22 protein-coding genes and 5 tRNA genes are annotated in these 26,818 nt (G+C 69.5%); 12 read left to right on the plus strand and 15 right to left on the minus strand.

Translation table 11 applies throughout. The features are described from left to right. Positions 1-60 precede the first annotated feature (60 nt). Positions 61-264 (plus strand): hypothetical protein, encoded by a 204-nt coding sequence (locus ACGFW6_RS17975; RefSeq protein ID WP_393510153.1) that lies wholly within the window; start codon positions 61-63, stop codon positions 262-264. A 65-nt stretch (positions 265-329) separates the two neighbouring features. Here the strand turns inward: ACGFW6_RS17975 and ACGFW6_RS17980 are convergent, their stop codons facing one another. From ACGFW6_RS17980 to leuC, 4 genes are all read right to left on the minus strand, one after another. After that, the gene (locus tag ACGFW6_RS17980; protein ID WP_393510156.1) at positions 330-974 is read right to left on the minus strand and encodes an HU family DNA-binding protein; all 645 of its coding nucleotides are present in this window, start codon (positions 972-974) and stop codon (positions 330-332) included. A 137-nt stretch (positions 975-1,111) separates the two neighbouring features. Then, positions 1,112-1,342 (minus strand): hypothetical protein, encoded by a 231-nt coding sequence (locus ACGFW6_RS17985; RefSeq protein ID WP_393510159.1) that lies wholly within the window; start codon positions 1,340-1,342, stop codon positions 1,112-1,114. Between the two features lie 265 nt (positions 1,343-1,607). Next, positions 1,608-2,201: a 3-isopropylmalate dehydratase small subunit gene (gene leuD / locus ACGFW6_RS17990; RefSeq protein ID WP_393510162.1), complete on the minus strand. Its 594-nt coding sequence runs from the start codon at positions 2,199-2,201 to the stop codon at positions 1,608-1,610. A gap of 6 nt (positions 2,202-2,207) precedes the next feature. Next, entirely contained in the window at positions 2,208-3,638 is a 1,431-nt protein-coding gene (gene leuC, locus ACGFW6_RS17995; protein ID WP_393510164.1) for a 3-isopropylmalate dehydratase large subunit, read from the minus strand. Positions 3,639-3,839: 201 nt separating this feature from the next. Between leuC and ndgR the strand changes: the two genes are divergently transcribed. Continuing rightward, on the plus strand, positions 3,840-4,556 hold the full coding sequence (gene ndgR, locus ACGFW6_RS18000) for an IclR family transcriptional regulator NdgR (RefSeq protein WP_048580622.1): 717 nt from the start codon (positions 3,840-3,842) through the stop codon (positions 4,554-4,556). A gap of 206 nt (positions 4,557-4,762) precedes the next feature. Here the strand turns inward: ndgR and ACGFW6_RS18005 are convergent, their stop codons facing one another. Beyond that, positions 4,763-5,272 (minus strand): DUF4188 domain-containing protein, encoded by a 510-nt coding sequence (locus ACGFW6_RS18005; RefSeq protein ID WP_393510843.1) that lies wholly within the window; start codon positions 5,270-5,272, stop codon positions 4,763-4,765. Between the two features lie 90 nt (positions 5,273-5,362). Here ACGFW6_RS18005 and ACGFW6_RS18010 point away from each other — a divergent pair, with 90 nt between their 5' ends. After that, the gene (locus tag ACGFW6_RS18010; protein WP_393510168.1) at positions 5,363-6,016 is read left to right on the plus strand and encodes a MerR family transcriptional regulator; all 654 of its coding nucleotides are present in this window, start codon (positions 5,363-5,365) and stop codon (positions 6,014-6,016) included. A 50-nt stretch (positions 6,017-6,066) separates the two neighbouring features. Here ACGFW6_RS18010 and ACGFW6_RS18015 read toward each other — a convergent pair. From ACGFW6_RS18015 to ACGFW6_RS18060, 10 genes are all read right to left on the minus strand, one after another. Further along, positions 6,067-6,139, minus strand: a tRNA-Glu gene (locus ACGFW6_RS18015). A 28-nt stretch (positions 6,140-6,167) separates the two neighbouring features. Beyond that, positions 6,168-6,239: transfer RNA gene (locus ACGFW6_RS18020), tRNA-Gln, on the minus strand. Between the two features lie 20 nt (positions 6,240-6,259). Next, positions 6,260-6,332: transfer RNA gene (locus ACGFW6_RS18025), tRNA-Glu, on the minus strand. 62 nt (positions 6,333-6,394) lie between these two features. Continuing rightward, positions 6,395-6,467 (minus strand) — tRNA-Glu (locus ACGFW6_RS18030). Between the two features lie 39 nt (positions 6,468-6,506). Then, a tRNA-Gln gene (locus tag ACGFW6_RS18035) sits at positions 6,507-6,578 on the minus strand. 91 nt (positions 6,579-6,669) lie between these two features. Further along, on the minus strand, positions 6,670-7,401 hold the full coding sequence (locus ACGFW6_RS18040) for an HAD family hydrolase (RefSeq protein ID WP_393510171.1): 732 nt from the start codon (positions 7,399-7,401) through the stop codon (positions 6,670-6,672). 36 nt (positions 7,402-7,437) lie between these two features. Beyond that, positions 7,438-9,651, minus strand: a complete 2,214-nt coding sequence (locus ACGFW6_RS18045) for a FlgD immunoglobulin-like domain containing protein (RefSeq protein WP_393510174.1) — start codon at positions 9,649-9,651, stop codon at positions 7,438-7,440. A gap of 166 nt (positions 9,652-9,817) precedes the next feature. Continuing rightward, positions 9,818-11,302: a glutamate--tRNA ligase gene (gltX, locus tag ACGFW6_RS18050; RefSeq protein WP_393510177.1), complete on the minus strand. Its 1,485-nt coding sequence runs from the start codon at positions 11,300-11,302 to the stop codon at positions 9,818-9,820. Continuing rightward, entirely contained in the window at positions 11,295-12,080 is a 786-nt protein-coding gene (locus ACGFW6_RS18055; RefSeq protein ID WP_393510180.1) for a fumarylacetoacetate hydrolase family protein, read from the minus strand. The genes gltX and ACGFW6_RS18055 overlap by 8 nt, the downstream gene beginning before the upstream one ends. Before the next feature lie 216 nt (positions 12,081-12,296). Next, complete coding sequence (locus ACGFW6_RS18060; RefSeq protein ID WP_393510183.1) at positions 12,297-12,479, minus strand: hypothetical protein; 183 nt, start codon at positions 12,477-12,479, stop codon at positions 12,297-12,299. A gap of 562 nt (positions 12,480-13,041) precedes the next feature. On the opposite strand from ACGFW6_RS18060, the gene ACGFW6_RS18065 reads away from it, so the two are divergent. From ACGFW6_RS18065 to ACGFW6_RS18105, 9 genes are all read left to right on the plus strand, one after another. Then, on the plus strand, positions 13,042-16,776 hold the full coding sequence (locus tag ACGFW6_RS18065) for a nitrate- and nitrite sensing domain-containing protein (protein ID WP_393510186.1): 3,735 nt from the start codon (positions 13,042-13,044) through the stop codon (positions 16,774-16,776). Positions 16,777-16,785: 9 nt separating this feature from the next. Continuing rightward, positions 16,786-17,199: a roadblock/LC7 domain-containing protein gene (locus ACGFW6_RS18070; RefSeq protein ID WP_005479910.1), complete on the plus strand. Its 414-nt coding sequence runs from the start codon at positions 16,786-16,788 to the stop codon at positions 17,197-17,199. A gap of 113 nt (positions 17,200-17,312) precedes the next feature. Beyond that, positions 17,313-17,711 carry a DUF742 domain-containing protein gene (locus tag ACGFW6_RS18075; protein WP_003997626.1) on the plus strand — a complete coding sequence of 133 codons (399 nt, stop codon included), beginning with the start codon at positions 17,313-17,315 and terminating at the stop codon, positions 17,709-17,711. Further along, positions 17,692-18,267: an ATP/GTP-binding protein gene (locus tag ACGFW6_RS18080; protein WP_030051303.1), complete on the plus strand. Its 576-nt coding sequence runs from the start codon at positions 17,692-17,694 to the stop codon at positions 18,265-18,267. The genes ACGFW6_RS18075 and ACGFW6_RS18080 overlap by 20 nt, the downstream gene beginning before the upstream one ends. Positions 18,268-18,654: 387 nt before the next feature. Further along, positions 18,655-21,891, plus strand: coding sequence for a nitrate- and nitrite sensing domain-containing protein (locus tag ACGFW6_RS18085; protein WP_393510189.1), 3,237 nt, complete (start codon positions 18,655-18,657; stop codon positions 21,889-21,891). A 10-nt stretch (positions 21,892-21,901) separates the two neighbouring features. Next, complete coding sequence (locus ACGFW6_RS18090) at positions 21,902-22,315, plus strand: roadblock/LC7 domain-containing protein (RefSeq protein WP_004983065.1); 414 nt, start codon at positions 21,902-21,904, stop codon at positions 22,313-22,315. A gap of 95 nt (positions 22,316-22,410) precedes the next feature. Beyond that, on the plus strand, positions 22,411-22,983 hold the full coding sequence (locus ACGFW6_RS18095) for a DUF742 domain-containing protein (protein WP_030948717.1): 573 nt from the start codon (positions 22,411-22,413) through the stop codon (positions 22,981-22,983). Next, entirely contained in the window at positions 22,964-23,545 is a 582-nt protein-coding gene (locus ACGFW6_RS18100; RefSeq protein ID WP_026248371.1) for an ATP/GTP-binding protein, read from the plus strand. Before ACGFW6_RS18095 ends, ACGFW6_RS18100 begins: the two co-directional genes overlap by 20 nt. Before the next feature lie 114 nt (positions 23,546-23,659). Further along, positions 23,660-26,815: an NACHT domain-containing protein gene (locus tag ACGFW6_RS18105; RefSeq protein WP_393510192.1), complete on the plus strand. Its 3,156-nt coding sequence runs from the start codon at positions 23,660-23,662 to the stop codon at positions 26,813-26,815. Positions 26,816-26,818 lie beyond the last annotated feature (3 nt).

Raw genomic sequence — 26,818 nt, forward strand, 5'->3', positions numbered from 1 at the left:
CTGCGCGAACGACCCCCATGGCACCGCGCCCGGCTCACAACCCGTCGTAGGCTGACGCCCATGCAGGCCACCGCATACACCTACGACGCCGAAACCCGCTCCGGGAGCGTCCTCCTGGACGACGGCACCCCCGTCCCCTTCGACGCCGCCGCCTTCGACGCGGGCGACCTGCGTCTGCTGCGCCCCGGGCAACGGGTCCGCATCGAGACGGAGGGCGAGGGCGAGAACCTGCGGATCACGCTGGTGACGTTGCAGACCCTCTGAGAACACGCCGCGGGCCGGACTCCCAGCGGAGTCCGGCCCGGCGCGTGAGTGCCCCTTGTACGGTCCTACCTGCTGCGCGTGGTCCTCTTGGCCGTGGACTTGCGCGCGGTCGACTTCTTGGCCGGCGCCTTCTTGGCGGTGGCCTTCTTCGCCGGGGCCTTCTTCGCCGTCGCCTTCTTGGCGGTGGCCTTCTTCGCCGCGGTGGTCTTCTTGGCGGCGGCCGTGGTCTTCTTGGCCGTCGTCTTCTTCGCCGCGGTGGTCTTCTTGGCGGCAGCCGTCGTCTTCTTGGCCGTCGTCTTCTTCGCGGTGGTCTTCTTCGCGGCCGCCTTGGTGGTCTTCTTCGCCGCGGCCTTCTTGACCGTCGCCGAGGCACCACCGGTCAGGCTGCCCTTGGGCGCCTTCTTGACGGCGACCTCGCCGCCCCGGGGGAGCTTCTTCGAGCCGCTCACCAGGTCCTTGAAGCCCTGACCCGCACGGAAGCGCGGAACGGAGGTCTTCTTGACCCGAACCCGCTCGCCCGTCTGAGGGTTACGGGCGTACCGGGCCGGGCGGTCGACCTTCTCGAACGAACCGAAGCCGGTGACGGAGACCCGCTCACCCGAGACGACCGCGCGGACGATCGCGTCCAGTACGTGGTCGACAGCATCGGCGGCCTGCTGGCGGCCGCCCATCTTGTCGGCAATCGCTTCTACGAGCTGCGCCTTGTTCACGTCTTCCCCTTCGGAGACATCGCCAGAACGAAAGTGTTCAAGCTTTTTCGCACGTTAGGCAGATATATACCGCAAATCAAACACGAAACGGGCTAATCACCCTTGTGCCGCAACAGACTCGACTGTCTCGAAGGTGTTCAGCGTTCCTCTTCGGGGAATCGCCCCGCGTCGAGATCCGCCATGAACCGCTCCAGACGCCTTGTCGCTTCGGCGACGTCGTGCTTGGCCGCGGCCGTAATGACCAGCAGCTTCCGGGTCAGCGCCATCCGTACGCCCTCCGGGACTTGCAGTGCGCGCACCCTTGTGTGCGCTTCCTTCAGTTGGCCCGCGACTGCCGCATAGAGCTCGAGTTGGCCGTCGTGTTCCATGCACAGATTGTGCCATCTGGGGCGAGTTGTCGCCTGCCAGGGGTGCAACTCCGGCCTCAAATGGCCTTCCGGGCACTTGCGGAAGTCACCGACGCACCACTCGCGTACCCCGGCAACACCCGTCGTAACGTGGGAAGTTGAGCGGGGCACGTACCTGGCACAGGACCGTTCGGGTGCAGACATGCCAGTACCCCCGATCGGGCTGATCGGGGGTACTGGGTGGCTGTTGCGGTGTCCGAAAGTCGCCTTGCGCGCGGCCTCGGGGTCAGCTCTGGAGGGTGCGCGGCTTGAACGACGGCCGCTTCGCCTCGTAGGCGGCGATGTCGTCCTCGTTCCGGAGGGTGATCGAGATGTCGTCGAGGCCGTTCAGCAGCCGCCAGCGGGAGTTCTCGTCCAGCTCGAACGAGGTCGTGATGCCCTCGGCGCGCACCTCGCGGGCCTCCAGGTCGACCGTGACCTCGGCCTGCGGGTCCCGCTCCGTGAGCTCCCACAGCGCGTCCACGATCTTCTGCTCCAGAACCACTGTGAGCAGGCCGTTCTTGAGCGAGTTGCCGCGGAAGATGTCAGCGAAGCGGGAGGAGATGACGGTCTTGAAACCGTAGTTCTGCAGCGCCCAGACGGCGTGCTCGCGGGAGGAGCCGGTGCCGAAGTCGGGGCCGGCGACCAGCACGGTGGCGCCCTCGCGCTCGGGCCGGTTGAGCACGAACTCCGGGTCCTTGCGCCAGGCCTCGAACAGCCCGTCCTCGAACCCGTCCCTGGTCACCTTCTTGAGCCAGTGAGCAGGGATGATCTGGTCGGTGTCGACGTTGGAGCGGCGCAGCGGAACGGCCCGGCCGGTGTGCTTGGTGAATGCTTCCATGACTTCTCAGACTCCAGCGGGCGTACGGGTCTCGGCGTCGGACAGGTCGGCCGGAGAGGCCAGGTGGCCCAGGACCGCGGTGGCCGCCGCGACCTGCGGCGACACCAGATGCGTACGGCCGCCCTTGCCCTGCCGCCCCTCGAAGTTGCGGTTGGAGGTGGACGCGGAACGCTCACCGGGGGCGAGCTGGTCCGGGTTCATGCCCAGGCACATCGAGCAGCCCGCGTGCCGCCACTCGGCGCCGGCCTCCTTGAAGACGACGTCCAGACCCTCGGAAACGGCCTGGAGACCGACCCGCGCGGAACCGGGGACGACCAGCATCCGTACACCGTCGGCGACTTTGCGGCCCTTGACGAGCTCGGCGGCGGCGCGCAGGTCCTCGATGCGGCCGTTGGTGCACGAGCCTACGAAGACGGTGTCCACCTTGATGGAGCGCAGCGACTGACCGGCCTCCAACCCCATGTACTCCAGGGCCTTTTCGGCGGCGAGGCGCTCCGAAGCGTCTTCGTACGAAGCAGGATCGGGGACGGACGCCGAAAGCGGCGCACCCTGGCCCGGGTTGGTGCCCCAGGTGACGAACGGCGACAGTTCGGCGGCCTCGATGACGACCTCGGCGTCGAACTCGGCGTCCGCGTCCGTCTTCAGCGTCTTCCAGTACGCGACGGCGGCGTCCCAGTCCTCGCCCTTGGGGGCGTGCGGACGGCCTTCGAGGTAGTCGAAGGTGGTCTGGTCGGGGGCGATCATGCCCGCGCGGGCGCCGGCCTCGATCGACATGTTGCAGATGGTCATCCGGGCCTCCATCGAGAGCTTCTCGATGGCGGAGCCGCGGTACTCCAGGACGTAGCCCTGGCCGCCGCCGGTGCCGATCCGGGCGATGATCGCCAGGATCAGGTCCTTGGCGGTGACACCGTCGGGCAGCTCGCCGTTGACCGTGATGGCCATGGTCTTGGGACGGGCCATGGGCAGCGTCTGGGTGGCCAGCACATGCTCCACCTGGGAGGTGCCGATGCCGAAGGCCAGACCGCCGAAGGCGCCGTGGGTGGAGGTGTGGGAGTCACCGCAGACGACGGTCATGCCCGGCTGGGTCAGGCCCAGCTGCGGGCCGACGACGTGCACGACACCCTGCTCGACGTCGCCCAGCGGGTGCAGGCGCACGCCGAACTCGGCGGCGTTCTTGCGCAGCGTCTCCAGCTGTACCCGGGAGACCGGGTCCGCGATGGGCTTGTCGATGTCGAGCGTCGGGGTGTTGTGGTCCTCGGTGGCGATGGTCAGGTCGAGCCGGCGCACCTGGCGACCGCTCTTGCGGAGGCCGTCGAAGGCCTGCGGGCTGGTCACCTCGTGCAGCAGGTGCAGATCGATGAAGAGGAGGTCGGGCTCGCCCTCGGCGCGCCGGACGACGTGGTCGTCCCAGACCTTCTCCGCGAGTGTCCTACCCATCGCTTTCCCTCCGGCCGGCATACGGTCCACCGGCCCAACTAGAGATCTTGAGAAGGCGACCGCCGCTCGCGCCCCTGCTTCCGGGCGCCCGCCGCCAGGCCCGTTCTGTTCACGGGCCGCTCTGCCTTCGTTCTTCCAGAGTGGCGTGTTCCACGGAAAATTGAACTTGCGTTTCACAGAGTGAGACGCGAGTATCGTTTCATGGACAACAGTAGCGGCGTCGGCGTTCTGGACAAGGCAGCCCTTGTCCTGAGCGCCCTGGAGTCCGGTCCGGCCACCCTCGCAGGGCTCGTCTCGGCCACCGGACTGGCACGACCCACGGCCCATCGGCTGGCCGTGGCTCTGGAACACCACCGCATGGTGGCGCGTGACATGCAGGGCAGGTTCATTCTGGGCCCTCGCCTCGCGGAACTGGCCGCGGCGGCCGGTGAGGACCGTCTCCTCGCGACGGCAGGCCCGGTCCTCACCCACCTCCGTGACGTCACCGGCGAGAGCGCGCAGCTCTATCGCCGCCAGGGCGACATGCGCATCTGCGTCGCCGCGGCGGAACGCCTGTCCGGCCTTCGGGACACGGTCCCGGTCGGCTCGACGCTCACGATGAAGGCGGGCTCTTCCGCGCAGATCCTCATGGCCTGGGAGGAGCCGGAGCGACTGCACCGCGGTCTTCAGGGCGCCCGCTTCACGGCCACCGCCCTCTCCGGCGTACGGCGTCGTGGCTGGGCCCAGTCGATCGGCGAGCGCGAGCCGGGCGTCGCCTCGGTCTCCGCGCCGGTGCGCGGCCCGTCCAACCGCGTGGTGGCCGCCGTCTCGGTCTCCGGCCCCATCGAGCGCCTCACCCGTCACCCCGGCCGCATGCACGCGCAGGCGGTCATCGACGCCGCGGGCCGCCTCTCCGAGGCCCTGCGCCGCACGGGCTGAGGGCATCCCCGTACGTCGGGACAGGGCAGCCTCAACGCCGCGGCGGCCCTTCTCCGACGGTCAGGTGACACACCCAGGGGCGCGGGGAACTGCGCGACCAGCCACATACATCCCGCACCCGAAGACCCCACGGCGCAGAATCCGCCACCACCGGCCGTGTGCCGTCCGCGACACCGCCGTAGCTGATCGCGCAGTTCCCCGCGCCCCTAGGATGGTGCAGTCCCGGACCTGTGGGCGAACCGGTCCTTCGCATACCGGCCCCGCCGCTCCACCGGCACTTGGCCGTGCGCCGCCGCCAACCCGAACGCCGGCATGTCCGCGTAGATCGACTCGTACGCCCCCTCGGGCACCACGTACGCCTCGTGCCAGATCCCCACGTGCCCGCGTGTCTTCCCGGCCCGCTCCTTGCGGTTGATGATCCCCCACACCTTGTGGTGGAACATGTCCGGCGAGGTCGCGTACGCGTACAGCTTCTCCTTGGACTCCCAGTACTGGACGACGTAGTACGTCCGCGGCGACGCCGTCAGCAGCACCCGCCCCAGCAGCCCCCGGTCGCCGTCCCGCGCGAGCTCCCCCAGCATGCGGATCATCGACAGCATGACCGGGAGCCACTGGTGCACCGCCCAGAAGTGGTTGATCCGCATCCCGATGAGCAGGACCACCACATCGCCCTCGGCATCCGCTGTCGTACGGCCCAGCACCGGCTTCGCGAACATGGCGTCCCCCATGACTGCCTCGTGGGATAGCGGCACTATCCTCCTGTGCGATGCTTGGATAGTGGCACTTCCCAATGAGAGGCGCAAGACATGCGGCTGGCCGAACTCAGCGAGCGCAGCGGGGTGCCCATCGCGACGATCAAGTACTACCTGCGCGAGGGGCTGTTGGCGCCCGGCCGGCAGATCAACGCCCGCACCGCCGAGTACGACGAGGAGCATCTGCGCCGGCTACGGCTCGTGCGGGCGATGATCCAGGTCGGCCGGATGCCGGTGGCGACGGTCCGCGAGGTGCTCGGGCATGTCGACGACGACTCGCTCCCCCGCACGATCCGTATGGGCGCGGCCCTGTGGGCCCTGCCGCAGGTGCCCGAGCCGGACGAGGAGGACGAGTACGTCCGGTCCGCGCACGAGGCGGCCGATCAACTGCTGGAGTCCCTGGGCTGGTCGAACGCCCAGGCCCTGGTCACGATCTCGCCCTCGTACCGTTCGCTGGTGGTGGCGATGGCCGCGCTCGGACGGCTCGGCTACGACTGGGACCCGCAACTGCTACTGGCGTACGCGCGGTTGATGCACCAGACGGCCGCCCTCGACCTGGACTTCGTGGAGACCCACGGGTCGGAGGCGGAGAGGGTCGAGACGGCGGTGCTGGGGGCGGTCCTGGTCGAGCCGATGCTCCAGGCCCTGCACCGGCTCGCCCAGGAGGAGGAGTCGGCGCGGCGGTACGGCTTCGGCGAGCAGGAGTGACGCGGGCACGGCGAAGGCCCCCCACCGAAGTGGAGGGCCTTCCCTGTGCGTACCCCCGACCGGATTCGAACCGGCGCTACCGCCTTGAGAGGGCGGCGTGCTAGGCCGCTACACAACGGGGGCGTGGATCTTACGTTTCCGCAGATCCGAGCTGGTCTACCTGGACTCGAACCAAGACTAACTGAACCAGAATCAGTCGTGCTGCCAATTACACCATAGACCAATGTGGTTTAGACCAGTTCGTACCCCCGACCGGATTCGAACCGGCGCTACCGCCTTGAGAGGGCGGCGTGCTAGGCCGCTACACAACGGGGGCCCTAGCGATCCTGCATCGAGATCGGTGGGAGCTACCCGAACCGTCCTCGCGGGAAGGATCTGTACCCCCGACCGGATTCGAACCGGCGCTACTGCCTTGAGAGGGCAGCGTGCTAGGCCGCTACACAACGGGGGCTTTGCGGATGACATCCGCGGCGCAGATGAGCTCTGCGAGCTGGCCTACCTGGACTCGAACCAAGACTAACTGAACCAGAATCAGTCGTGCTGCCAATTACACCATAGGCCACTGGAACGCAAGCCCCGGAGGGGATCTTGTTCTAGTTCGCTCCCCCGGTTCCCGGCCTTTCGGCCCGCTCCCCGGCGGCGCAGGAAGAACATTACCTGAAGGTGGACGGGGCTCCAAAACGGGTATCCGAGCCGAGGATCGCGGGGAGTTCGGCGAGGGAGGCGATCCGGCGCGGTCCGCCGGGGCCGTCGTCGCTGGTGTACGCCCCGTCACGGTCGATCCACACCGACAGCAGCCCGGCGTCCGCGGCCCCCCGCCCGTCGATCTCGGGGTGATCGCCGACATACGCCACCTGGTGCGGGGCGAGGTCGAGGGCGGCGCATGCGGCGTGGAAGGCGCCGGCCTCCGGCTTGGAGACGCCGAGCTCGGCGGCGCACAGGATGGCCTCGAAGCGGTCGTGGACGCCGAGCACGCGCAGCTTGCGGTCCTGGACGGTGAGGCTGGAGTTGGACAGCACGGCGTGCCGGTGGCTGGCGGCGAGGATGTCGAGGACGGGCAGGACGTCCGGGAAGAGCGCCCAGGCGGCCTCGTAGTGCCCTATGTAGCGCTCGAACCACGCGTCGGCCTCGGCGTCGGTGAGTTCCGTGCCCAGGAAGACCCGGACGCGATCACGCCGCTGGCCCTGGAAGGTCCCCTCGCCGGCGGAGAAGCGCGCCCACTGGGCGTCGGTGACCTGCCGCCAGCGCGCGAGGGCCTGTTCGACGCTGTCGTAGCCGTCGAGCAGGCCCTCGGCCAGCAGGTGCCCGCGCATTCCGGCGCGGTCGGCGGCCGTGTAGTCGAAGAGGGTGTCGTCGACGTCCCACACCACGGCGCGAATGCTCATGATCCGACGGTAACCCGGACGCCGGGAGCCTGTCCGTCAGTTGACCGCGACGGTCCCGGTCACGGTGAGGGCCGGGCCCTGGGCGTCGCGGGGCTGGGCGGTCAGCTTCCAGGTGTAGGTGCCGGCGGTACGGCGGCCGTCCTCGCCGTAACCGTCCCAGGCGGCCCGGACGGCGGCGCCCTTGGTGGCGCCGGTCAGGGTGCGGACCACCGTGCCGCCGCTGTTACTCAGGGTGAGGGTCCAGTCGGCGGGCTTGTTGAGCTGCCAGACCGGCTGCCACGGGTTCAGGTTCGTCGGGCCGCCCGGCGGGGTGGCCGTCTGGGCCTCCATCTGAGCCAGCGCCGAGGCGGGGACTCCGCTGCCCACGATCGACACCTCACCCAAGGTGCCGTTGAGGTAGGCGATGTGACCGCCGAAGCGGTCCGCGGCCCAGCGGCCGTTGCTGCCTCCGGTGTTCCAGTCACCGGTGGGCAGCTTGACCAGGACGCGGGTCGCGGCCGTGCCGGTGTGGAAGTCGGTGATCAGCAGTTCGTGCGTGGTGCGGTTCTCTCGGAGCAGGTAGCCGTCGGCGAGGCGGGCCGGGCCGTTGTCGGCCGGGACCGTGATCTTCCGGCCGGTCGCCCGGTCGTAGACGCCCGCGGTGCCGCCGCAGGCCCAGTACAGCCAGGTGTTCACGGCCTGGATGTCGGTGGGCGCGCAGGGCGCGCCGGTGGCCACCGTGCCGACCGTCTGGCCGGTCTTGAGGTGGGTGCCGACGACGGAGCCCTGGGTGGTGCCGGGGGTCCACATGACCTGACCCCAGACGGCGGCCGCGGTGCGGGGGCGGGTGAGGACGGTGGTGCCGTCGGTCGTGCCGGTGGGGAAGTCGACGACCCGCTGGGTTCCGGAACCGCCGTTGTAGAGCACGTAACGTCCGCTGCCACCGGGGATGCGGCCGGCCCCGTCGCCGTCCGTGGGCTCGTTGCGGATGGTGGTGGTGTCGAGGCCGACGTTGAGGACGGATTCCTGGCCGTCGGTGTGGGTCCAGAGGTAGGAGACCCGGCCGTCGCCCATGGCCTCCAGCTGGGGGCATGCGGCGTCGCCGGGGAGGCAGGTGCTGCCGCTCAGTGCGGGGCTGCGACGGGTCTGCTGACCGGTGGGCCTGCCCATGGCGTCGAGCTGGAAGCTGCTGTAGCGGTAACCGACGCCGGTCGTCTCGCCGTACACGAACAACTCACCGCCGGCGAGGGCCAGTCCCTGCACGCCGACCGAGTAAGGGGGGAGCTGGGCGACCTTCTCGGTGGCGATGCCTCCGTCCTCGGTGGGTGTGATCCGGTGGACGTTCCAGTCGAGGCCGGACGGGCCGGCGGTGGCGAGGGCGCCGCCGTCGAGGGTCGGGCCGATGCCGCCGAAGGACGGACTGAGCACGGTGCTCGCGGCGCCGGTCACGAGGGAGCGGGAGCTGAGTGCGGGCGGGGTGCCGCCTTGGACGAAGTCCGGGTCGGAGGCGAGGACTTGGTCGCCCACGACGGCTTTGAGCCGGCCGGGCAGCCCGGCGACCCGGGCGGGCTGGGTGCCGGGCTCGGCGTCGATCCGGATCGATTTCCAGTCGGCCACGAGCCAGCGGTCGTTGAAGACGGCCTCCGAGTCCTCGGCCACATCGGTGACGTAGGTGCGGAAGGTGCCGTCCGCGAGGTCGACGAGGCCGACGGACCGCTTGCCGTCCAGGGTGTGGACGATCGCGAGCCGGCGGACCGAGCCGCCGGTGACGTAGGCGGTGGGCCGGGCGCCCGCGGGGAAATCGGCGACCGGGAGGTCCGTGGTGGTGCCGTCGGCGGCGGCGCGCAGCACATGCAGGGCGCCGGTGGCGTCCTGGGTGAGGACGCTCCAGCCGACGGCGGCCGCGTAGGTCTGGCCGGACGGGATCGTGACGGTGGCGGTGGTGTCCGTGGAGCGGTGCCGCTGTGTGACGGTGGAGCCGCTGCGGGTGTTGACGACGTCGGTGCCGGTGGCCAGGTCGTCCGGGCCCGCGTGGGCGGGCGGTTCGACGTCCGGGTAGTCCACCCAGGTGGTGGAGCTGCCGGAGGTCGGCCGGTACTGGAAGCCGGACGCGCCGGCCCAGGTGTACGTGATCTCCACCCGCTTCTCCGTGCTGAGCCGGACCGTCCCCACGGGCGCGTCGGCGGCCTGCGCGGGCGTGACCGGCAGAGCACACGCGAGTGCCACGGCTCCGGTCAGCGCCACCTCGGCAAGTCTTCGTGAGCGAGTCACTTTCCCCTCCCCCTGCTCCAGGGTGCACACGCACATCATGTGCACTGGGAGCATCCAACGGCCGTTCGGCAAGCGGCTGTTGGCCGGAAGGGTGAACTCCCGGTGACGGCTGGGCGGACATGCGAAGGGCGGCGTCCGAACCGGACGCCGCCCCGCTGTGAAAGTGCTATGCGGCCAGCTTCGCCAGCGCCGCGTCGATCCGGGCCAGGGTCGTCTCCTTGCCCAGGACCTCCAGGGACTCGAAGAGCGGCAGACCGACCGTGCGGCCGGTGACGGCGACCCGGACCGGGGCCTGGGCCTTGCCGAGCTTGAGGCCGTGCACCTCACCGGCGGCCAGGACCGCGTCCTTGAGGGAGTCCGGGGAGGACCAGTCGGCCGCGTCCAGCTTCTCGCGGGCCGTCCGCAGCAGGGCGTCCGAGCCCTCCTTCATGGCCTTCGTCCAGGACGCCTCGTCGAAGACCGGCTCCGCGAGGAACAGGAAGTCGACGTTGTCCGTGATCTCGGACAGGACCTTCAGACGGGTCTGCGCGTGCGGCGCGATGGCCTGCCACTTGACCTCGTCGAAGGCCTCCGGGGCCCAGGGGGCGAACGGGGCCTGGAGCCACGGGCGGCAGCGCTCGGTGAAGTCCTTCACCTCGAGCAGGCGGATGTGGTCGCCGTTGATCGACTCGCACTTCTTGAGGTCGAAGCGGGCCGGGTTCGGGTTCACGTCCGCGATCTCGAAGGCCGCGACCATCTCGTCCATCGTGAAGATGTCCTGGTCGGCGGAGAGCGACCAGCCGAGCAGGGAGAGGTAGTTGAGCAGGCCCTCGGGCAGGAAGCCGCGCTCGCGGTAGAGGTTCAGCGAGGACTGCGGGTCACGCTTGGAGAGCTTCTTGTTGCCCTCGCCCATGACGTACGGCAGGTGACCGAAGGCCGGGGTCTGCTTGGCGATGCCCAGCTCGGTGAGCGCCTTGTACAGGGCGATCTGGCGCGGGGTGGAGGAGAGCAGGTCCTCGCCGCGCAGGACGTGGGTGATCTCCATCAGGGCGTCGTCGACCGGGTTGACGAGCGTGTACAGCGGGGCGCCGTTGGCGCGGACGATGCCGTAGTCCGGGACGTTCTCCGGGGTGAAGGTCAGCTCGCCGCGGACCAGGTCCGTGAAGGTGATCGTCTCGTCGGGCATGCGGAAGCGGACGATCGGGGCGCGGCCCTGGGCCTTGTACTCCTCGACCTGCGCGTCGCTCAGGTCGCGGCAGTGCCCGTCGTAGCCGGAGGGCTTGCCGGCGGCGCGGGCGGCCTCGCGGCGGCTGTCCAGCTCCTCCTGCGAGCAGTAGCAGTGGTAGGCGTGGCCGCCGTCCAGGAGCTTGGCGGCGACGTCCTTGTAGAGGTCCATGCGCTGCGACTGGCGGTAGGGCGCGTGCGGGCCGCCGACCTCGGGGCCCTCGTCCCAGTCGAAGCCCAGCCAGCGCATCGAGTCGAGCAGCTGGGTGTAGGACTCCTCGGAGTCGCGGGCCGCGTCGGTGTCCTCGATACGGAAGACCAGGGTGCCCTGGTGGTGCTTGGCGAACGCCCAGTTGAACAGGGCGGTGCGGACCAGGCCCACGTGGGGGTTACCGGTGGGCGAGGGACAGAATCGGACGCGGACTGGGGAGCCGGGTGCGCTAGCCACGCTTGACAACCTTGTTGGTGAGAGTGCCGATGCCTTCGATGGTGACGGCGACCTCGTCGCCGACGTTCAGGGGGCCGACCCCTGCCGGGGTGCCCGTGAGGATCACGTCGCCGGGGAGCAGCGTCATGGCCTCGGTGATGTTGACGATCAGATCCTCGATGCGGTGGATCATCTCGCTGGTGCGGCCGAGCTGGCGCTGCTCGCCGTTGACGGTGAGCTGGATGGTGAGGTCGGACGCGGCCTGCAGGTCCAGGCCGGTCTCCACCCAGGGGCCCAGCGGGCAGGAGGAGTCGAAGCCCTTGGCCCGCGCCCACTGCTTCTCGCGCTTCTGGACGTCCCGGGCGGTGATGTCGTTGGCGCAGGTGAAGCCGAAGATCACGTCCTTCACGCGCTCGCGCGGGACCTCGCGGCACATGCGGCCGATGACGACGGCCAACTCGGCCTCGTGGTGGAGGTCCTCGGTGAAGGACGGGTACTGGATCTCGTCGCCGGGGCCGATCACCGCGGTGGAGGGCTTGAAGAAGGCGAACGGGGCGTCCGGCACCTCGTTGCCGAGTTCACGGGCGTGCTCGGCGTAGTTGCGGCCGAAGGCCACGACCTTGTTGGGGAGCACCGGCGGCAGCAGCCTGACCTTGCTCAGCGGGACCTTCGTACCGGAGAGCTCGAAGTCCGCGAACGGGATGCCCTTGATGATGTCGAGGACGAGCTCGTCCGGCCTGTCGCCCTCGACCGCGCCGAAGGCGACGTTCCCGTCGATGGAGAATCTGGCGATGCGCACGGGATCTTGCGCCCCTCTATTGAGCCGGCTGGAGTCTGACGCTCCAGGCTAACGCGGCAGGGGGCAGGCGCCTCGCCCATTGTCGCGGGCGCCCTGACCGTGGTGGACCGCCGTACGGGAGCCGTCACAGGACCGATTGTCCGCACGCGTTGTTCGTACGGGTTGTTCGTACGGGTTGTTCGTACGCGATTGAACAATCGGTCGCGCTTCCCCGTACTACTGGGCGGCGGCGGTGACGGGGATCTCTTCGAGGGTGATGCGCCTGGGGTTCGCGGTCTGAGTGGGAAGATCGACGGAGTGCTCCGGCTGCTGCGGGATGTGCAGCTCCCCGGCGTCGGCGAGGTGGGCCAGCGTCGTGCGCCGCGGGTTGGCTATGGTGCGGATCATCGTCGTCTTCACGGCTGTACTGGGTCCTGTCGTAGCGGGTTGGCAGAATCATCCCTCTTGTAAAACGTCAGGCTAAACATGCGATTCCCGCGAGAAGCCGCGAAGACCGCTTGATCGGTATGTGAGTTTGCTCACTGAGTCGCAGGCAAAAGGGTCAATTCAGACCTGCAATGCGACCCGACGAAACGGACATTGCACCCCTGAACCCGTCATTCCGCTCCTGATCATGGCGACTGGGACACCTTTCGCGCACGAGCGGCTCGCGGGCATAAGTCCGTTATGAGGGAGATTAGTTTCTACGGCAGGTAATCTCGCCCTCACGTGGCGTCACGTATGTCACGGCTCGACCTACGGGCCTTGTTGGAGATCCTGCACTGTGCTGGAATCTCACGGACCGCCGCAGGATCGAGCCGGCGCGCAGGGGGCGCATCGAGCGCCGAGCGGCGGCGAGAAGGGGAGCCAGCGCCGGTCACTCACGACCATCGGGGAGCGTGTTCAGGACGCTCCCTCATACGCCGACACCGTGTCCCTCCGTTCACGCGGAAGGACGCCTGGTCCAGAGGTTGCGACGCTAGTGCAGGGACGTTTCAAGAGGGATGGCAGCGCTTCGGCGGAGCCGGAGCACGGCGGGACCGACCGAGGTCCCTCGGCCCAGCACGCCCAGAACCCGGGCCCGACCGCGTCGGTGGACGGCGGTGAGCGCTCCGGGCGCCCCGCCGTGTCGGCGTCTTCGAGCACGGCTAACCCGACCGCGCCGCCGGCCAGGGCCTCCAAGAGCCCTGTCGGCCCGGGATCGCGAATAGCCCTGCGCAACTGGCGTATCTCCACACGCCTCGTCGCGCTGCTGACGCTCCCGGTGGTCGCGGCCACCTCGCTGGGCGCACTGCGCATCAGCGACAACATGGACGACATCCAGCAGCTCGAGAACATGCGGCTGCTGACGGACATGACCAAGCGGGCCACCGAGCTGGCCGCCGCGCTCCAGGAGGAGCGCGACCAGTCCGCCGGTCCCCTCGCGCACGGCGCCAAGGCCTCCGACTACACCGTCAAGGGCTTCCGGGACAAGACCGACCGGGCCATGACGGGCTTCATCGAGGCCTCCGAGGAGATCGACGACAACAGCAAGGACGGCAACCTCAAGGGCGTCCGCGACAACCTCGTCCAGCTCGTCGGCGACCTCAACGACATCGCGCGGATCCGTAACACCGCCTACGAGGCCGACGGCAACTCCACCCAGACCGTGGAGGCCTACCACCGGCTGATCACCAACCTGCTGAGCCTCTCCCAGGACATGGCCGAGGCGACCAGCAACCCGGAGATGATCCAGAGCACGCGTGCTCTGTCCGCCTTCTCCACCGCCAAGGAGTACGCCTCCATCCAGCGCGCGGTCCTCGCCGCGGCCCTCCCGCCGAACAACACCTCGCGCGGTGACCTCACCGAGAACGACCGGCTGTACGCCTCCTCGGCGCTGGCGAGCCAGAAGTCCGAGCTGCGTCAGTTCAAGAGCATCTACGGCGCGGAGTCCGCCGAGCTGCTGAAGCCCATCGAAGAGGGCAACCCGACCATCGCGGCCACCGACAAGTACGCCGGCCGCGCCCTCGGCAACCCCAACGGCCTCGCCGACCTGGACCGCCGCTCCTATCGGGACTGGGTGGACGACAGCACCACCAAGCTCCAGGGCATGCGCGCCATCGAGACCACGCTGCTCGAGGAGATGGAGCAGAAGGCCCGCGAGCTGCGCAACGAGTCGGAGCGCGAGGCGATCATCTCCGGTGCGCTGATCCTGCTCGTGCTCGGTGTCTCGCTCGTCGGCGCCTTCGTCGTCGCCCGCTCCATGATCCGCTCGCTGCGCCGCCTGGAGGAGACCGCCACCAAGGTCGCCCAGGACCGGCTGCCCGAGCTGGTCAAGCAGCTCTCGGAGGCGGACCCGCAGGACGTCGACACCTCCGTCGAGTCGGTCGGTGTGCACTCCCGGGACGAGATCGGCCAGGTGGCCGCGGCCTTCGACGACGTGCACCGCGAGGCGGTCCGCCTCGCCGCCGAGCAGGCCCTGCTGCGGGGCAACGTCAACGCGATGTTCACCAACCTCTCGCGCCGCTCCCAGGGTCTTATCCAGCGCCAGCTGTCGCTGATCTCCGAGCTCGAGTCCCGTGAGGCCGACCCGGACCAGCTGTCCTCGCTGTTCAAGCTCGACCACCTCGCGACCCGCATGCGTCGTAACGGTGAGAACCTCCTCGTCCTCGCCGGTGAGGAGCCCGGCCGTCGCTGGACCCGCCCGGTCCCGCTGGTCGACGTGCTCCGTGCCGCCGCGTCCGAGGTGGAGCAGTACGAGCGCATCGAGCTGGCCGCCGTGCCGACCACCGAAGTGGCCGGCCGCGTGGTCAACGACCTCGTGCACCTCCTCGCCGAGCTGCTCGAGAACGCGACCTCCTTCTCCTCGCCGCAGACCAAGGTCAAGGTCACCGGTCACGCGCTGCCGGACGGCCGTGTGCTGATCGAGATCCACGACACCGGTATCGGCCTCTCCCCCGAGGACCTCGCGGCGATCAACGAGCGGCTCGCCTCGCCGCCCACCGTGGACGTCTCCGTCTCCCGCCGCATGGGCCTGTTCGTGGTCGGTCGTCTGTCGCAGCGGCACGGCATCCGCATCCAGCTGCGCCCGTCCGACTCCGGTGGTACGACCGCGCTGGTCATGCTGCCGGTGGACGTCGCCCAGGGCGGCAAGAAGCCGGCCGGTGGCAAGCCCGGTCCGAACGGCCCCGGCGCCTCCGGCGGTCCGGCCGCCGCGCAGGCCGCCGCGGGTGCGGCAGCCGCGCGTCGTCAGGCCCAGGCCGGCGGCGGCTCGCTCGGCGCCGGTCCGCAGAGCGGTGCGCTCGGCGCGGGCGCGTCCGGCGGTGGCCGGCTCGGCGCCGGTCAGGGACCGCGGGCCGCGCTGCCCGGACGGGACGGCGCTCCGCAGGGCGGGCCCGGCGCACCGCGTGGCCAGCAGGGCCCGGGTGCCCCGTCGCAGGGCCGGCCGGCTCCGGCCGGCGCGGGCTTCGGCGGCCAGGCTCCGGGTGCCCCGCAGGGCATGCAGTCCGCGGGCATGGGCATGGACGCGTTCGGTGGCCAGGACGCCTTCGGCGGGAACCGCGGCCCCGGCCGTGAGCAGCCCCGGCACGGCGGCTCCCCGGCACCGCAGTCGCCGCCCGCCGGTGGCGAGAAGGGCCGTCGTGGCCGTCAGCCGCAGCTCCCGCCGCGCGGTGGTGCGCGTGCCGAGCTGCCGGGTGCCGGTCAGCCCTCGCGCCCCAGCTGGAGCGACGAGAACGCGCAGCCGCCGGTGCCGCGCGCCTCGCTCGACACCCCGCGCGGGCACGACGAGGACCACGCGCAGACCTCCCGGATGCCGCGCATCGACGACCGGCAGGGCCCCGGCTCCACCTCGGAGTTCGCCCGCCCGGACTTCGACGCCCCGGCCCCGGGCTCGTACAACCCGCAGAACACGGGTCAGTTCGCCCGCCCCGGCACGAACGCGCCGCAGAACCCCTCCGCGAACGGACAGCAGAACACGGGTTCGTTCGTCCGCCCGGACGTCTACGGCGCCCCGGGCCAGAACAACGGCTCGCAGACGGGCCAGTTCGCGGCACCACAGGCTTACGACGGCAGCCAGACGGGGCAGCACGCCCTGCCCGGCCGCCACAACGGCGACTCCACCGGCCAGTTCGAGCGGCCCCAGGTCAACGGCAGCTACGGCGGCAACTCCGGCCTCGTCGGCCCGGCGCAGCCCCCGGTCCCGCCGCGTCCGCAGCAGCGGCCGCGCCAGGAGCCCGAGGCCCTGCCGCCCGCGACGGGTCCCGGCGACGGACGCACCCCCCTGTACGACACGCTGGAGACCAACTGGTTCCACGGCGGTCCGCAGGGGCGGCAGCCCGATGCCGGTGGTCCGGCCCCGGCGTCCGCGCCGCGCCAGGAGCCGCAGGCTCCCGCCGAGCGGCCGCAGCAGTCCCCCGCTCCCCAGCGTCCCGCGTCGACCGCCTGGCGCAGCTCGCCGAACGACGATCTCGTCCGGCAGGCTGAACGTGTCCGGCAGCCGGCGGCGGGCGGTGTCACCACCTCCGGCCTGCCGCGCCGAGTGCCCAGGGCGAACCTCGTCGCGGGCACGGCGCAGCAGCAACAGCACCAAACCGGTCCGCAGATCTCGCGTGCGCCCGATGACGTACGCGGTCGGCTGACCAATCTCCGTCGGGGTATCGCACAGGGTCGTCAGGCCGGTACCGGTACCGGTCAGACCGGCAGCTTCCCGAGCCCCACTCACCAGCAGGAGCGTTAGTTGAGCCAGATGAGCCAGGCGGCACAGAACCTCAACTGGTTGATCACCAACTTCGTGGACAACACCCCCGGGGTGTCCCACACCGTCGTCGTGTCAGCCGACGGTCTGCTGCTGGCGATGTCGGAGGGCTTCCCGCGCGACCGAGCCGACCAGCTCGCGGCCGTCGCGTCGGGCCTGACGTCGCTGACGGCGGGCGCGTCCCGGATCTTCGAGGGCGGCGACGTCGCTCAGACCGTCGTGGAAATGGAACGAGGGTTCCTATTCCTGATGTCGGTCTCCGACGGTTCGTCCCTCGCGGTCCTGGCCCACCCCGAATGCGACATCGGCCTCGTCGGCTACGAGATGGCGCTGCTGGTCGACCGCGCGGGCGCGGTGCTCACGCCCGATCTGCGCGCCGAACTGCAAGGCAGTCTGCTCCACTGATCGCCCGGATCCAACCCGTCTCACCAAATCACCGTCCGGCCGCCACAATCCCCCCACTGGCCCTCACCCAGACGGCTTGACTGACCGACTTGCTGTCCCAGCCCGGAGGATTCATGACCCCGCCCACCGCCTCTCATGATCCGTACGCGGAGCCGTACGAGGATGAGGGCGACCAGCCGCTGGTACGTCCGTACGCGATGACCGGTGGCCGGACCCGGCCGCGCTACCAGCTGGCCATCGAGGCCCTGATCAGCACGACGGCCGACCCGGCAGCGCTCATGGGGCTCCTCCCGGAGCACCAGCGGATCTGCCACCTGTGCCGTGAGGTGAAGTCGGTCGCCGAGGTCTCCGCTCTGCTGTCCATGCCGCTGGGCGTGGCCAGGATCCTCGTCGCGGACCTTGCCGAGGCCGGCCTGGTCGCCATCCACCAGCCGGGTGGCGACGAGAACAACGGCGGCGCTCCGGACGTGACGCTGCTCGAAAGGGTGCTCAGTGGACTTCGCAAGCTCTGAACCGGGTCGGGCGACCACTTCCGCCAAGATCGTGGTGGCGGGTGGCTTCGGCGTGGGCAAGACCACGTTCGTCGGCGCCGTCTCGGAGATCAACCCGCTGCGCACCGAGGCCGTCATGACGTCCGCGAGCGCGGGCATCGACGACCTCACGCACACCGGTGACAAGACCACCACCACGGTGGCCATGGACTTCGGCCGTATCACCCTGGACCAGGACCTGATCCTGTACCTGTTCGGTACGCCGGGCCAGGACCGCTTCTGGTTCATGTGGGACGACCTGGTGCGCGGCGCCATCGGCGCGGTGGTGCTCGTGGACACCCGGCGCCTGGCCGACTGCTTCCCCGCGGTCGACTACTTCGAGAACAGCGGTCTGCCGTTCGTCATAGCCCTCAACGGCTTCGACGGGCACCAGCCCTACACGCCGGACGAGGTGCGCGAGGCCCTGCAGATCGGTCCGGACGCGCCGATCATCACCACGGACGCCCGGCACCGGGCCGATGCCAAGAGTGCGCTGATCACGCTGGTCGAGCACGCTCTCATGGCCCGGCTGCGGTAGGGCAAGTCGGCAGCGCCATACGGCAGTTGTCGTAGATGTGCCGGAGCCGGCTGTGGCCTTTGACACGGTCGGCTCCGTTGTTCATAACGTTTCGGCAGAGGAATCGGGTGGTACGGCCACTCGTCGCGGTCAAGCGGTCTCGCTGCGCGTACAAACGCCCCGCCTTTTGGCGGGGCTCGCTCTTTATGACCGTTTTATCTAGGGCATTCACGGCTCAGAATCTGCTCCTTCCACTGTTTGGAAGAGCGCAGGCCCACGTGCTGGAATGCGAGAACTGCCCAATAGTCAAAGACGTACTCAGCAGTACTGCGTACTCCAAGACGAACTGGGCTCTGAGACACTGCGGCACAACGTAGGTGCCGACCCCGCCGGAAGGTTGTTGGTCGAGTGAGGCGAAGCAAGAACAGTCCCGAGCCGTCGGCCCGGGGCAACTTCACCCCGCCGCCGCGCGGAGCGGCGCCCGCCCCTGTGCCCGGATCGGAACCAACGGCGGCGCCCGCGCCAAGCGGCGGCCGCCTCTCGCCGCGCAACTGGCGCGTGCCGACCCGGCTGAACGCGATCCTGCTCATACCCGTGATGGTCGGCCTCGTCATGGGCGGCTTCCAGGTGAAGAGCTCGATCGACACCTGGCAGGAGGCTGAGGACGCGGAGAACACCGCGCGCCTGGTCGCCGCCGCCCTCACCTACGGTGACGCCCTGCTCGTCGAGCGCGATGTGTCCGCCGCCCCCCTCCTGCAGGGCAAGGGCGAGGACGACCCGACGGTCGTCAAGGTCCGCGCCGCGACCGACAAGGCCGCCGACCTCTTCGACGAGGCCGCCCAGAACATGCCGGACCGGCCCAACCTGGAGCGCCGTCTGGAGCGCTTCCGCGAGGTCGAGCCGGACCTGACGGAACTGCGTGCCGCCGCCTACACCAACAAGCTCCAGGGCGTGGAGACCGAAGAGGGCTACGTCGAGGTCGAGCACCGGCTGCTGGAGTTCTCCAACGAGCTGGGTCTGGGCACCGGAAACATCACCAGCTACGGCCGTACCGTCTACGCCATCTCGCTGACCAAGGGCGCGCTCTCGCTGGAGCGCTCCATCGGTATGCACATGCTGGTCAAGCCGGGCCCCAAGCCCACGGACCTGGCCCGGCAGCGCGTCGCCCTGTCCTCGTACGCCTACCTGGAGGGCATCGCCATCCAGGAGTACACGAGCGGTGGTACCGAGGAGGACAACCAGAAGCTGGTCGACTCCACCAAGGAGATCAAGGCCGAGGGCGCCGCGATGGCCAAGGCGGCCAAGCAGAAGAACCCGGACTACGTGCCGCCGCCGGCCAAGACGGAGGAACTGGTCGGGGCGCTGGCCCAGCTCAGCTCCACGGACACCAGTGAGCGTGCCGCGCTCGCCTCGCAGGGCATCACCGCCGAGAACTGGTGGGCGGTCAACACCCTCAAGTACAACGCCTACCGCGACATCGAGAACGACCTCGCCAACACCGCGGTGAACGAGGCCTCGGCCATCTCCGACGACGCCAAGCGCGACGCCCTGATCACCGGTGCCGCCGTCGTCGTCGCCCTGCTCGCCGCGTTCATCCTGGCCGGCATGGTCGCCCGCCAGATGTCCCGCGCGATGCGCCAGCTGCGCAACGCCGCCTTCGGCATCGCCGAGCAGCGTCTGCCGATGCTGGTCGACCAGCTCTCGCGCACCGACCCCGGCCGTGTCGACACCCGGGTCGCGCCCATCCCGATCAACACGCGGGACGAGATCGGCGAAGTCGCCCGCGCCTTCGACCAGGTCCACCGCGAGGCCGTCCGGCTCGCCGCCGAGCAGGCCCTGCTGCGGGGCAACATCAACGCGATCTTCACCAACCTGTCGCGCCGCAACCAGTCGCTGATCGAGGGCCAGCTGACCCTGATCACCGACCTGGAGAACAACGAGGCCGACCCGGACCAGCTGGAGAACCTCTTCAAGCTGGACCACCTCGCGACCCGTATGCGCCGCAACGGCGAGAACCTCCTCGTCCTCGCCGGCGAGGAGCCCGGCCGCCGCTGGGACCAGCCGGTCCCGCTGGTCGACGTGCTGCGCGCCGCCTCCTCCGAGGTGGAGCAGTACGAGCGCATCGAGCTCTCCGGCGTCCCGGAGGCCGAGATCCACGGCCGTGCCGTGACCGACCTCGTGCACCTGCTCGCCGAGCTGCTGGAGAACGCGACGACGTTCTCCTCCCCGCAGACCAAGGTTCGCGTGACCGCCACCCGTCTCCCCGACGGTCGGGTCATGATCGAGATCCACGACAAGGGCATCGGCCTCACCGCCGAGGACTTCGCGGACATCAACCACAAGCTGGCCAACCCGCCGACCGTCGACGCCGCGATATCCCAGCGCATGGGCCTGTTCGTGGTCGGCCGGCTGTCCGACCGGCACGGCATCCGCGTCCAGCTCCGCCCCTCCGGCGAGCAGGCCGGCACGACCTCGCTGGTCATGCTGCCGGACGCGATCACGCACGGTGGTGGCGGCGAGCAGCAGCCGGCCCAGGACGAGTTCACCGTCTCGCAGATCATCCCGGAGCAGCACTTCCAGGGTGAGAACTTCAACCAGCCGCAGATGCGTACGGCCGCGGAGCTGGGCTTCGACGACAGCCGTTACACCGAGGTCCCGGACGACCTGCGCGATCTGGACCCGGTCGGGCGCTCGCTGATGCGCGAGGAGCGCCGTGCGGCGCTCGAGGCCGAGATCCAGACGCCGGGCCAGGAGACGCCTGAGCTGACCGGATACGCCGACGACTTCCCGGCCCAGCCGTCCTACGGCAACGGGGCGAACGGCTTCGGTGACCAGCGCGAGGGCTACGACCGGCAGCAGGCGTACGAGGAGCGGCAGCAGGCGGCGTACGACGAGCCGCAGATGCCGTCGTACGAGGAGCAGCAGCAGACGTACGACGACACGTACTACGCGCCGAACGGCGGGCTGCCGCGCAACGACACCTTCTCGTCCGGTGGCGGCTACCCCGAGCCCTCCTATGCGGAACCCGCTCGTGAGGAGCCCGCGGCCGCCACTCCGGAGTCTTTCCCGGCCTTCGAGCAGCGCCGTCACCAGGACGACTGGCCGCAGCAGGACGGCTTCCGCAACGGCTACCCGGACCAGTACGCTCCGCAAGCGGAATCCGCGCAGGCCGATGACGCAGGTGAGCGCGACCGCGTAGGCTTCGACCGTCCGGGAGCGGCTCCCGCCGCCGGCCACATGACCGACGCCGGGCTTCCGCGTCGCGGTGCTCCCGCGAACGGCACCAACGGCGCGCGGTCCGCGCGGCAGGAGGCGCCGACGCCGGCGCCCGTGCCGGAGAGCAACGGCGACGAGTCCTGGCGCTCGCAGAACGACGAGCGCTGGCAGCAGGCATCGGCGCTCCGCAAGCCCAAGGCAGGCGGGGTCACCTCCTCCGGCCTGCCGCGGCGGGTACCCAAGGCCAACCTGGTCCAGGGAGCCGCCGAAGCCACCCCCCAGGGCGGCCCACAGGTCTCCCGCGCTCCCGAGGACGTCAGGGGCAGGCTGAGCAACCTGCGCCGGGGTGTCCAGCGGGGCCGCAGTGCGGGAAGTGAAACGAACGGCCAGGGCTTCGGTCCTGACAGCACCTACAACCAGGAGCGTTAGTGTGAGCCCGATGAGCCAGGCGGCACAGAACCTGAACTGGTTGATCACCAACTTCGTGGACAACACCCCCGGGGTGTCGCACACGGTGGTGGTCTCCGCCGACGGACTCCTTCTGGCGATGTCCGAAGGCTTTCCGCGCGACCGCGCCGACCAGCTCGCGGCCGTCGCCTCCGGTCTGACGTCTCTGACGGCAGGCGCCTCCCGCATCTTCGAGGGTGGCAGCGTGAATCAGACGGTTGTGGAGATGGAGCGGGGATTCCTGTTCATCATGTCCATCTCCGACGGTTCGTCGCTCGCCGTTCTCGCACACCCCGAGGCGGACATCGGCCTCATTGGGTACGAGATGGCGCTTCTGGTCGACCGTGCCGGTACGGTCCTGACGCCGGATCTGCGTGCGGAGCTCCAAGGCAGCCTGCTCAACTAACAGACAGTCGGTGCGTTTTGGCGTCCCGTGGCCGTAAGGTTTCGGGACGCGGCTCCACATGATGGGTGCCAGGCACAGTCGGAGGAGGAGAGAAAGTGGCAACACCCCCAGACGGTTCGTCATCGGGCAACTGGTCGTACGGCCCTGCCCAGGGCCAGAACGACGGTTCCCAGAACCGGTACAACTTCCCCTCCCAGCCCAGCCAGCGGCAGCCGTACGCGCCCCAGGGCCCCGGGCCCTCGCCGTACGACCAGCCGCCCGCGCCGCGCATCCAGCCGGTGCAGCCGCAGCGACGCGCCCCTGAGCCGGCGCCCGCCGGGGCGTCGAACAATCCCCTGGTGCGCCCGTACGCCATGACCGGCGGCCGGACGCGCCCGCGCTACCAGCTCGCCATCGAGGCGCTGGTGCACACCACCGCGCAGCCGCATCAGATGCAGGGCCAACTGCCCGAGCATCAGCGGATCTGCAACCTCTGCCGTGAGATCAAGTCGGTCGCCGAGGTCTCGGCCCTGCTGACGATCCCTCTCGGCGTGGCCAGGATCCTCGTCGCCGACTTGGCGGAGGCGGGACTGGTCGCGATCCATCAGCCCGGCGGCGACGAGAACGCCGGCGGCCAGCCAGACGTGACACTGCTCGAAAGGGTGCTCAGTGGACTTCGCAAGCTCTAGCGGCGGTCCTTCCCGCTCCACCACCTCCGCGAAGATTGTGGTGGCGGGCGGCTTCGGCGTGGGCAAGACCACGTTCGTCGGCGCCGTCTCGGAGATCAACCCGCTGCGCACAGAGGCCGTGATGACGTCAGCTTCGGCGGGCATCGACGACCTCACTCACACCGGGGACAAGACGACCACCACGGTCGCCATGGACTTCGGACGCATCACCCTGGACCAGGACCTGATCCTGTACCTCTTCGGTACGCCGGGCCAGGACCGCTTCTGGTTCATGTGGGACGACCTGGTACGCGGCGCCATCGGCGCGATCGTCCTGGTGGACACCCGACGTCTCGCCGACTGCTTCCCCGCGGTCGACTACTTCGAGAACTCGGGTCTCCCCTTCGTGATCGCCCTGAACGGCTTCGACGGCAACCAGCCGTACAACCCGGACGAGGTCCGTGAGGCCCTCCAGATCGGCCCCGACACCCCGATCATCACGACGGACGCCCGCCACCGCGCGGACGCGAAGTCGGCGCTCATCACCCTGGTCGAGCACGCGCTGATGGCGCGGCTGCGGTAGCCGACGGCCGCATCACGGCCGGACTTCATAGGGGGCTTCTCCACGCAGAGAAGCCCCCTCTGTCGTGCCCGGCTGCCAAACTGAACTCCGGCTCCGTCTCGGGGGGGGATGCGGATGAGCGTCGAATTGGCCGCCGTTCGGCTCGGGCAGACGGTGGCGACCTGCGCGGTACGGCTGTGGCTCAGCGGCCGCAGGGGCCAGCAGGAGCGCCATATAGGGATGACGGAACTGATCCGGCTGCGAGTGCCCGGACTGCGCGCTCAGCGAAGCGTGGAGCGGCAGTTCGAGGAGATCGCAGACGCGGTGGCGGGCCGCGTAGAGCCGCTTCTGGCGCATGAGTTCGTGGGACTCGCCGAGAACGAGCGGCTGGCCGCGGCACAGGCGGTGACGGACACTTTCGCCCGGGCCGACCTGTCGGACGAAGCGGTGATGGAATCCGACGCCGATCCTGCCGATCTGGCACGCCGCATTCGACAAAACGCTCCACGCCCGGTGGCGTTGGGCGAGTCGGCCGAGCGCTACTACGACGTGCTGTTCGCCGAGTGCTGCGAGTGCTACTTGCGGATCCTCCGCCGACTCCCGGTATTCACTGAGCGTGCGGTGACGGAACTACTCGCTCGGACCACGTCGCTCGGGGCCGAACTGGCGCGGGTCCTGGAGCGGATGCCTGCCCGCTCGCTCTACGCGCCGAACGGCGCGGACGAGGACACGGCGTTCCTGCGGGAGTACCTGGAACTGGTGAGCCGCTCCCTCGACGAAGTGGAGCTGTTCCGGTTGGCCTCGGAGCGGTCGACGCGGGCAAAACTCTCGGTGGCGTACGTGAGCCTGCGAGCCGTCGACGAGGAAGAGGCACGTCGTCGGCCTCCCGGGTCTCGCCCTCCACTACGCCAGGGGTTACGCGAATGGCAGGAACCGGAAGGCCCCGGTATGCGGGTGGAGGCCGCGCTGGGTGGCTCGAAGCGGGTGTTGTTGCGCGGCGAGGCCGGCTCGGGCAAGACGACGCTCATGCAGTGGCTTGCCGTCACGGCGGCCCGTGGCACGTTCTCCGGCCCGCTCGGCGGCTGGAACGGTCTCGTGCCCGCCCTGGTGAAGCTGCGCCGCTATGCGGGGCGTGATCTGCCCTCCCCGGAAGCTCTGCTGGACGGCGTGGCCGGTCCGTTGACGGGCCACATGCCGAAGGGCTGGGTAGACCGTGCACTACGGGACGGGCGGGTCCTCCTGCTGGCGGACGGAGTGGACGAGCTCCTGGCCGACGCGCGCCGCACCGTCCGCGAGTGGTTGCGCGACCTGCTGCTCGCGTACCCAGAGACAAGGGTCATCGTCACCTCACGGCCGGCCGCCGCCCGCACCGACTGGCTGCGCACCGAGAGATTCACGGCCCTGCAACTGGATCGCATGGCCCCGGCGGACCTCACCGCGTTCGTTCGGAATTGGCACCGGGCAGTCCGCGAGCAGGGGGACGAACTGCCTTGTGCGGTGGAGGACCTCCCCGCATACGAGCAGTCCCTGCTGACCAGCCTCCAGGACCGACCTCATCTGCAGTCCCTGGCGGCCAACCCGCTGCTGGCCGCACTGATCTGCGCCCTGCATCTCGTGAAGGGCAACCAACTTCCCCGCAACCGTATGGAGTTGTACGCGATAGCACTGGAAACGTTGGTCCAGCACCGGGACGCGGACCGGCGAGTGCCCAGCGCCTTCGCCACGCCACTGACGCTTCCGGACAAGCTCTGCGTACTGCGGGACCTGGCCTGGCGGTTGTCGGACAACAATCGCACGGAGATCGGCATCGAGCAGGCGAGCCGGTTCGTCACCTCCCGGCTCGCCGCGATGCGGCATCTGGACGGGGCCGACGGCTCCGCCGTTCTCGACCATCTGATGGCTCGCTCAGGCGTTCTACGCTCCCCCGTCGAAGGTCGCATCGACTTCCTGCATCGGACCTTCCAGGAGTACCTTGCGGCCCAGGACGCCGCAGACGAGGACAACATGGGCAACCTGGTCGAGCGGGCACACCTCGATCTGTGGCGCGAGACCATCGTCATGGCAGCCGGGCACGCGAATCTGCGGCAGCGGCGCGAACTGGTCGGGGGGATCCTCGACCGAGCGGAGAGCGAGTCACGCCACACGCGCCGGCTGCGTCTCCTGGCCGCCTCCTGTCTGGAGACGATGACCACGGTTCCGGCGGACCTGGCGGGGCGGCTGGAAGGAGCTGTCACCGCGCTGCTGCCGCCGAGGCGCGGAACGGAGGCCAGATCGCTGGCTGTCGTGGGGCCGGTGCTGATACCGCGGCTCCCCTCGGACCTCGACGGACTGACGTCACAGACTGCTCGCCATACGGTGCGTACGGCGGCTCTGATCGGGGGTGGAGCGGCTCTTGACCGTCTCGCTCGGTACGCGGAGCACGCCGATGCCGCCGTTCACGGTGAGCTGGTCGACGTCTGGGAGTACTTCGATCCCGACGAGTACGCGGACCGCGTGCTGCCCCGTCTGCCGCTGGACAAGACCTGGCTGAGGGTCTCGCACCCGGCGCAGTGGCCCGCGCTGCTCCGCCTCCAGGACGCACGTCACGTCTGGATCAGATACGACTTCACGAGTGGTCTGCACGCGACCACTGCCCTGGGCGAGTTGGAGGCGCTCTGGATACCGTCCCTGAGACGGGACAATGACCTCTCTCCCCTACAGGGACGGACGTCGCTGACCAACCTGGTTCTGTGCTGCGACGACCTGCCACTGGTGGACGTGGAACCGCTACGTGGCCTGACGAACCTGACCAACCTGCAACTGGAGGGATGGGCCTCGGTTCCCCGGCTGGCGGATATCCCCCTGGCCGAGAGCCTGACCGGCCTCGGGCTGGGCAGGCTCGAACAGGACACCGATCTCGGACCGCTGGTCGAACGGGGCCGATGGGTGTTCCTGGGCTTCGTAGGCAGAGGCACTCCGCGCGGGCTCGACGATCTGGCGGAACTGCCGGACCTGGAGAGTCTGACATTGCAGGAATTCGACCTCGTGCAATGGCTACCGGCTGTTTCGCGAGCCCCCAGTCTCAGCGAACTCAGTCTCTGGGCATGCCGGCTGCCCGCCGACCTCTCGCAGATCGCCGCGGTGAAGTGGTTGCGGCGCCTGGACCTGCGCGGGTGCCGGACCCTCGATGATTCGACACCCATCCTTCAGAGCCTGGCCCGCGCTTCCGGGCAGCCACCCCTGCTCGTCGAGGTGGACCCGGACGTGCAGTTGCTCACCGACATACCAGGGGTCCGGATGAAACACCGCTGACCT

The organism is Streptomyces sp. Y7 (genome assembly GCF_043195415.1).
Taxonomy (GTDB): Bacteria; Actinomycetota; Actinomycetes; order Streptomycetales; family Streptomycetaceae; genus Streptomyces.

What these genes read in the sequence shown, in the direction of transcription:
- ACGFW6_RS18090 (WP_004983065.1), top strand. Translation starts at nt 21,902, where the DNA reads ATGAGCCAGGCGGCACAGAACCTGAACTGGTTGATCACCAACTTCGTG.
- ACGFW6_RS18005 (WP_393510843.1), bottom strand. Translation starts at nt 5,272, where the DNA reads ATGTTCGCGAAGCCGGTGCTGGGCCGTACGACAGCGGATGCCGAGGGC.
- ACGFW6_RS18040 (WP_393510171.1), bottom strand. Translation starts at nt 7,401, where the DNA reads ATGAGCATTCGCGCCGTGGTGTGGGACGTCGACGACACCCTCTTCGAC.
- leuD (WP_393510162.1), bottom strand. Translation starts at nt 2,201, where the DNA reads ATGGAAGCATTCACCAAGCACACCGGCCGGGCCGTTCCGCTGCGCCGC.
- ACGFW6_RS17975 (WP_393510153.1), top strand. Translation starts at nt 61, where the DNA reads ATGCAGGCCACCGCATACACCTACGACGCCGAAACCCGCTCCGGGAGC.
- ACGFW6_RS18010 (WP_393510168.1), top strand. Translation starts at nt 5,363, where the DNA reads ATGCGGCTGGCCGAACTCAGCGAGCGCAGCGGGGTGCCCATCGCGACG.
- ACGFW6_RS18105 (WP_393510192.1), top strand. Translation starts at nt 23,660, where the DNA reads ATGAGCGTCGAATTGGCCGCCGTTCGGCTCGGGCAGACGGTGGCGACC.
- ndgR (WP_048580622.1), top strand. Translation starts at nt 3,840, where the DNA reads ATGGACAACAGTAGCGGCGTCGGCGTTCTGGACAAGGCAGCCCTTGTC.
- ACGFW6_RS17985 (WP_393510159.1), bottom strand. Translation starts at nt 1,342, where the DNA reads ATGGAACACGACGGCCAACTCGAGCTCTATGCGGCAGTCGCGGGCCAA.
- leuC (WP_393510164.1), bottom strand. Translation starts at nt 3,638, where the DNA reads ATGGGTAGGACACTCGCGGAGAAGGTCTGGGACGACCACGTCGTCCGG.
- ACGFW6_RS18070 (WP_005479910.1), top strand. Translation starts at nt 16,786, where the DNA reads ATGAGCCAGGCGGCACAGAACCTCAACTGGTTGATCACCAACTTCGTG.
- ACGFW6_RS18075 (WP_003997626.1), top strand. Translation starts at nt 17,313, where the DNA reads ATGACCCCGCCCACCGCCTCTCATGATCCGTACGCGGAGCCGTACGAG.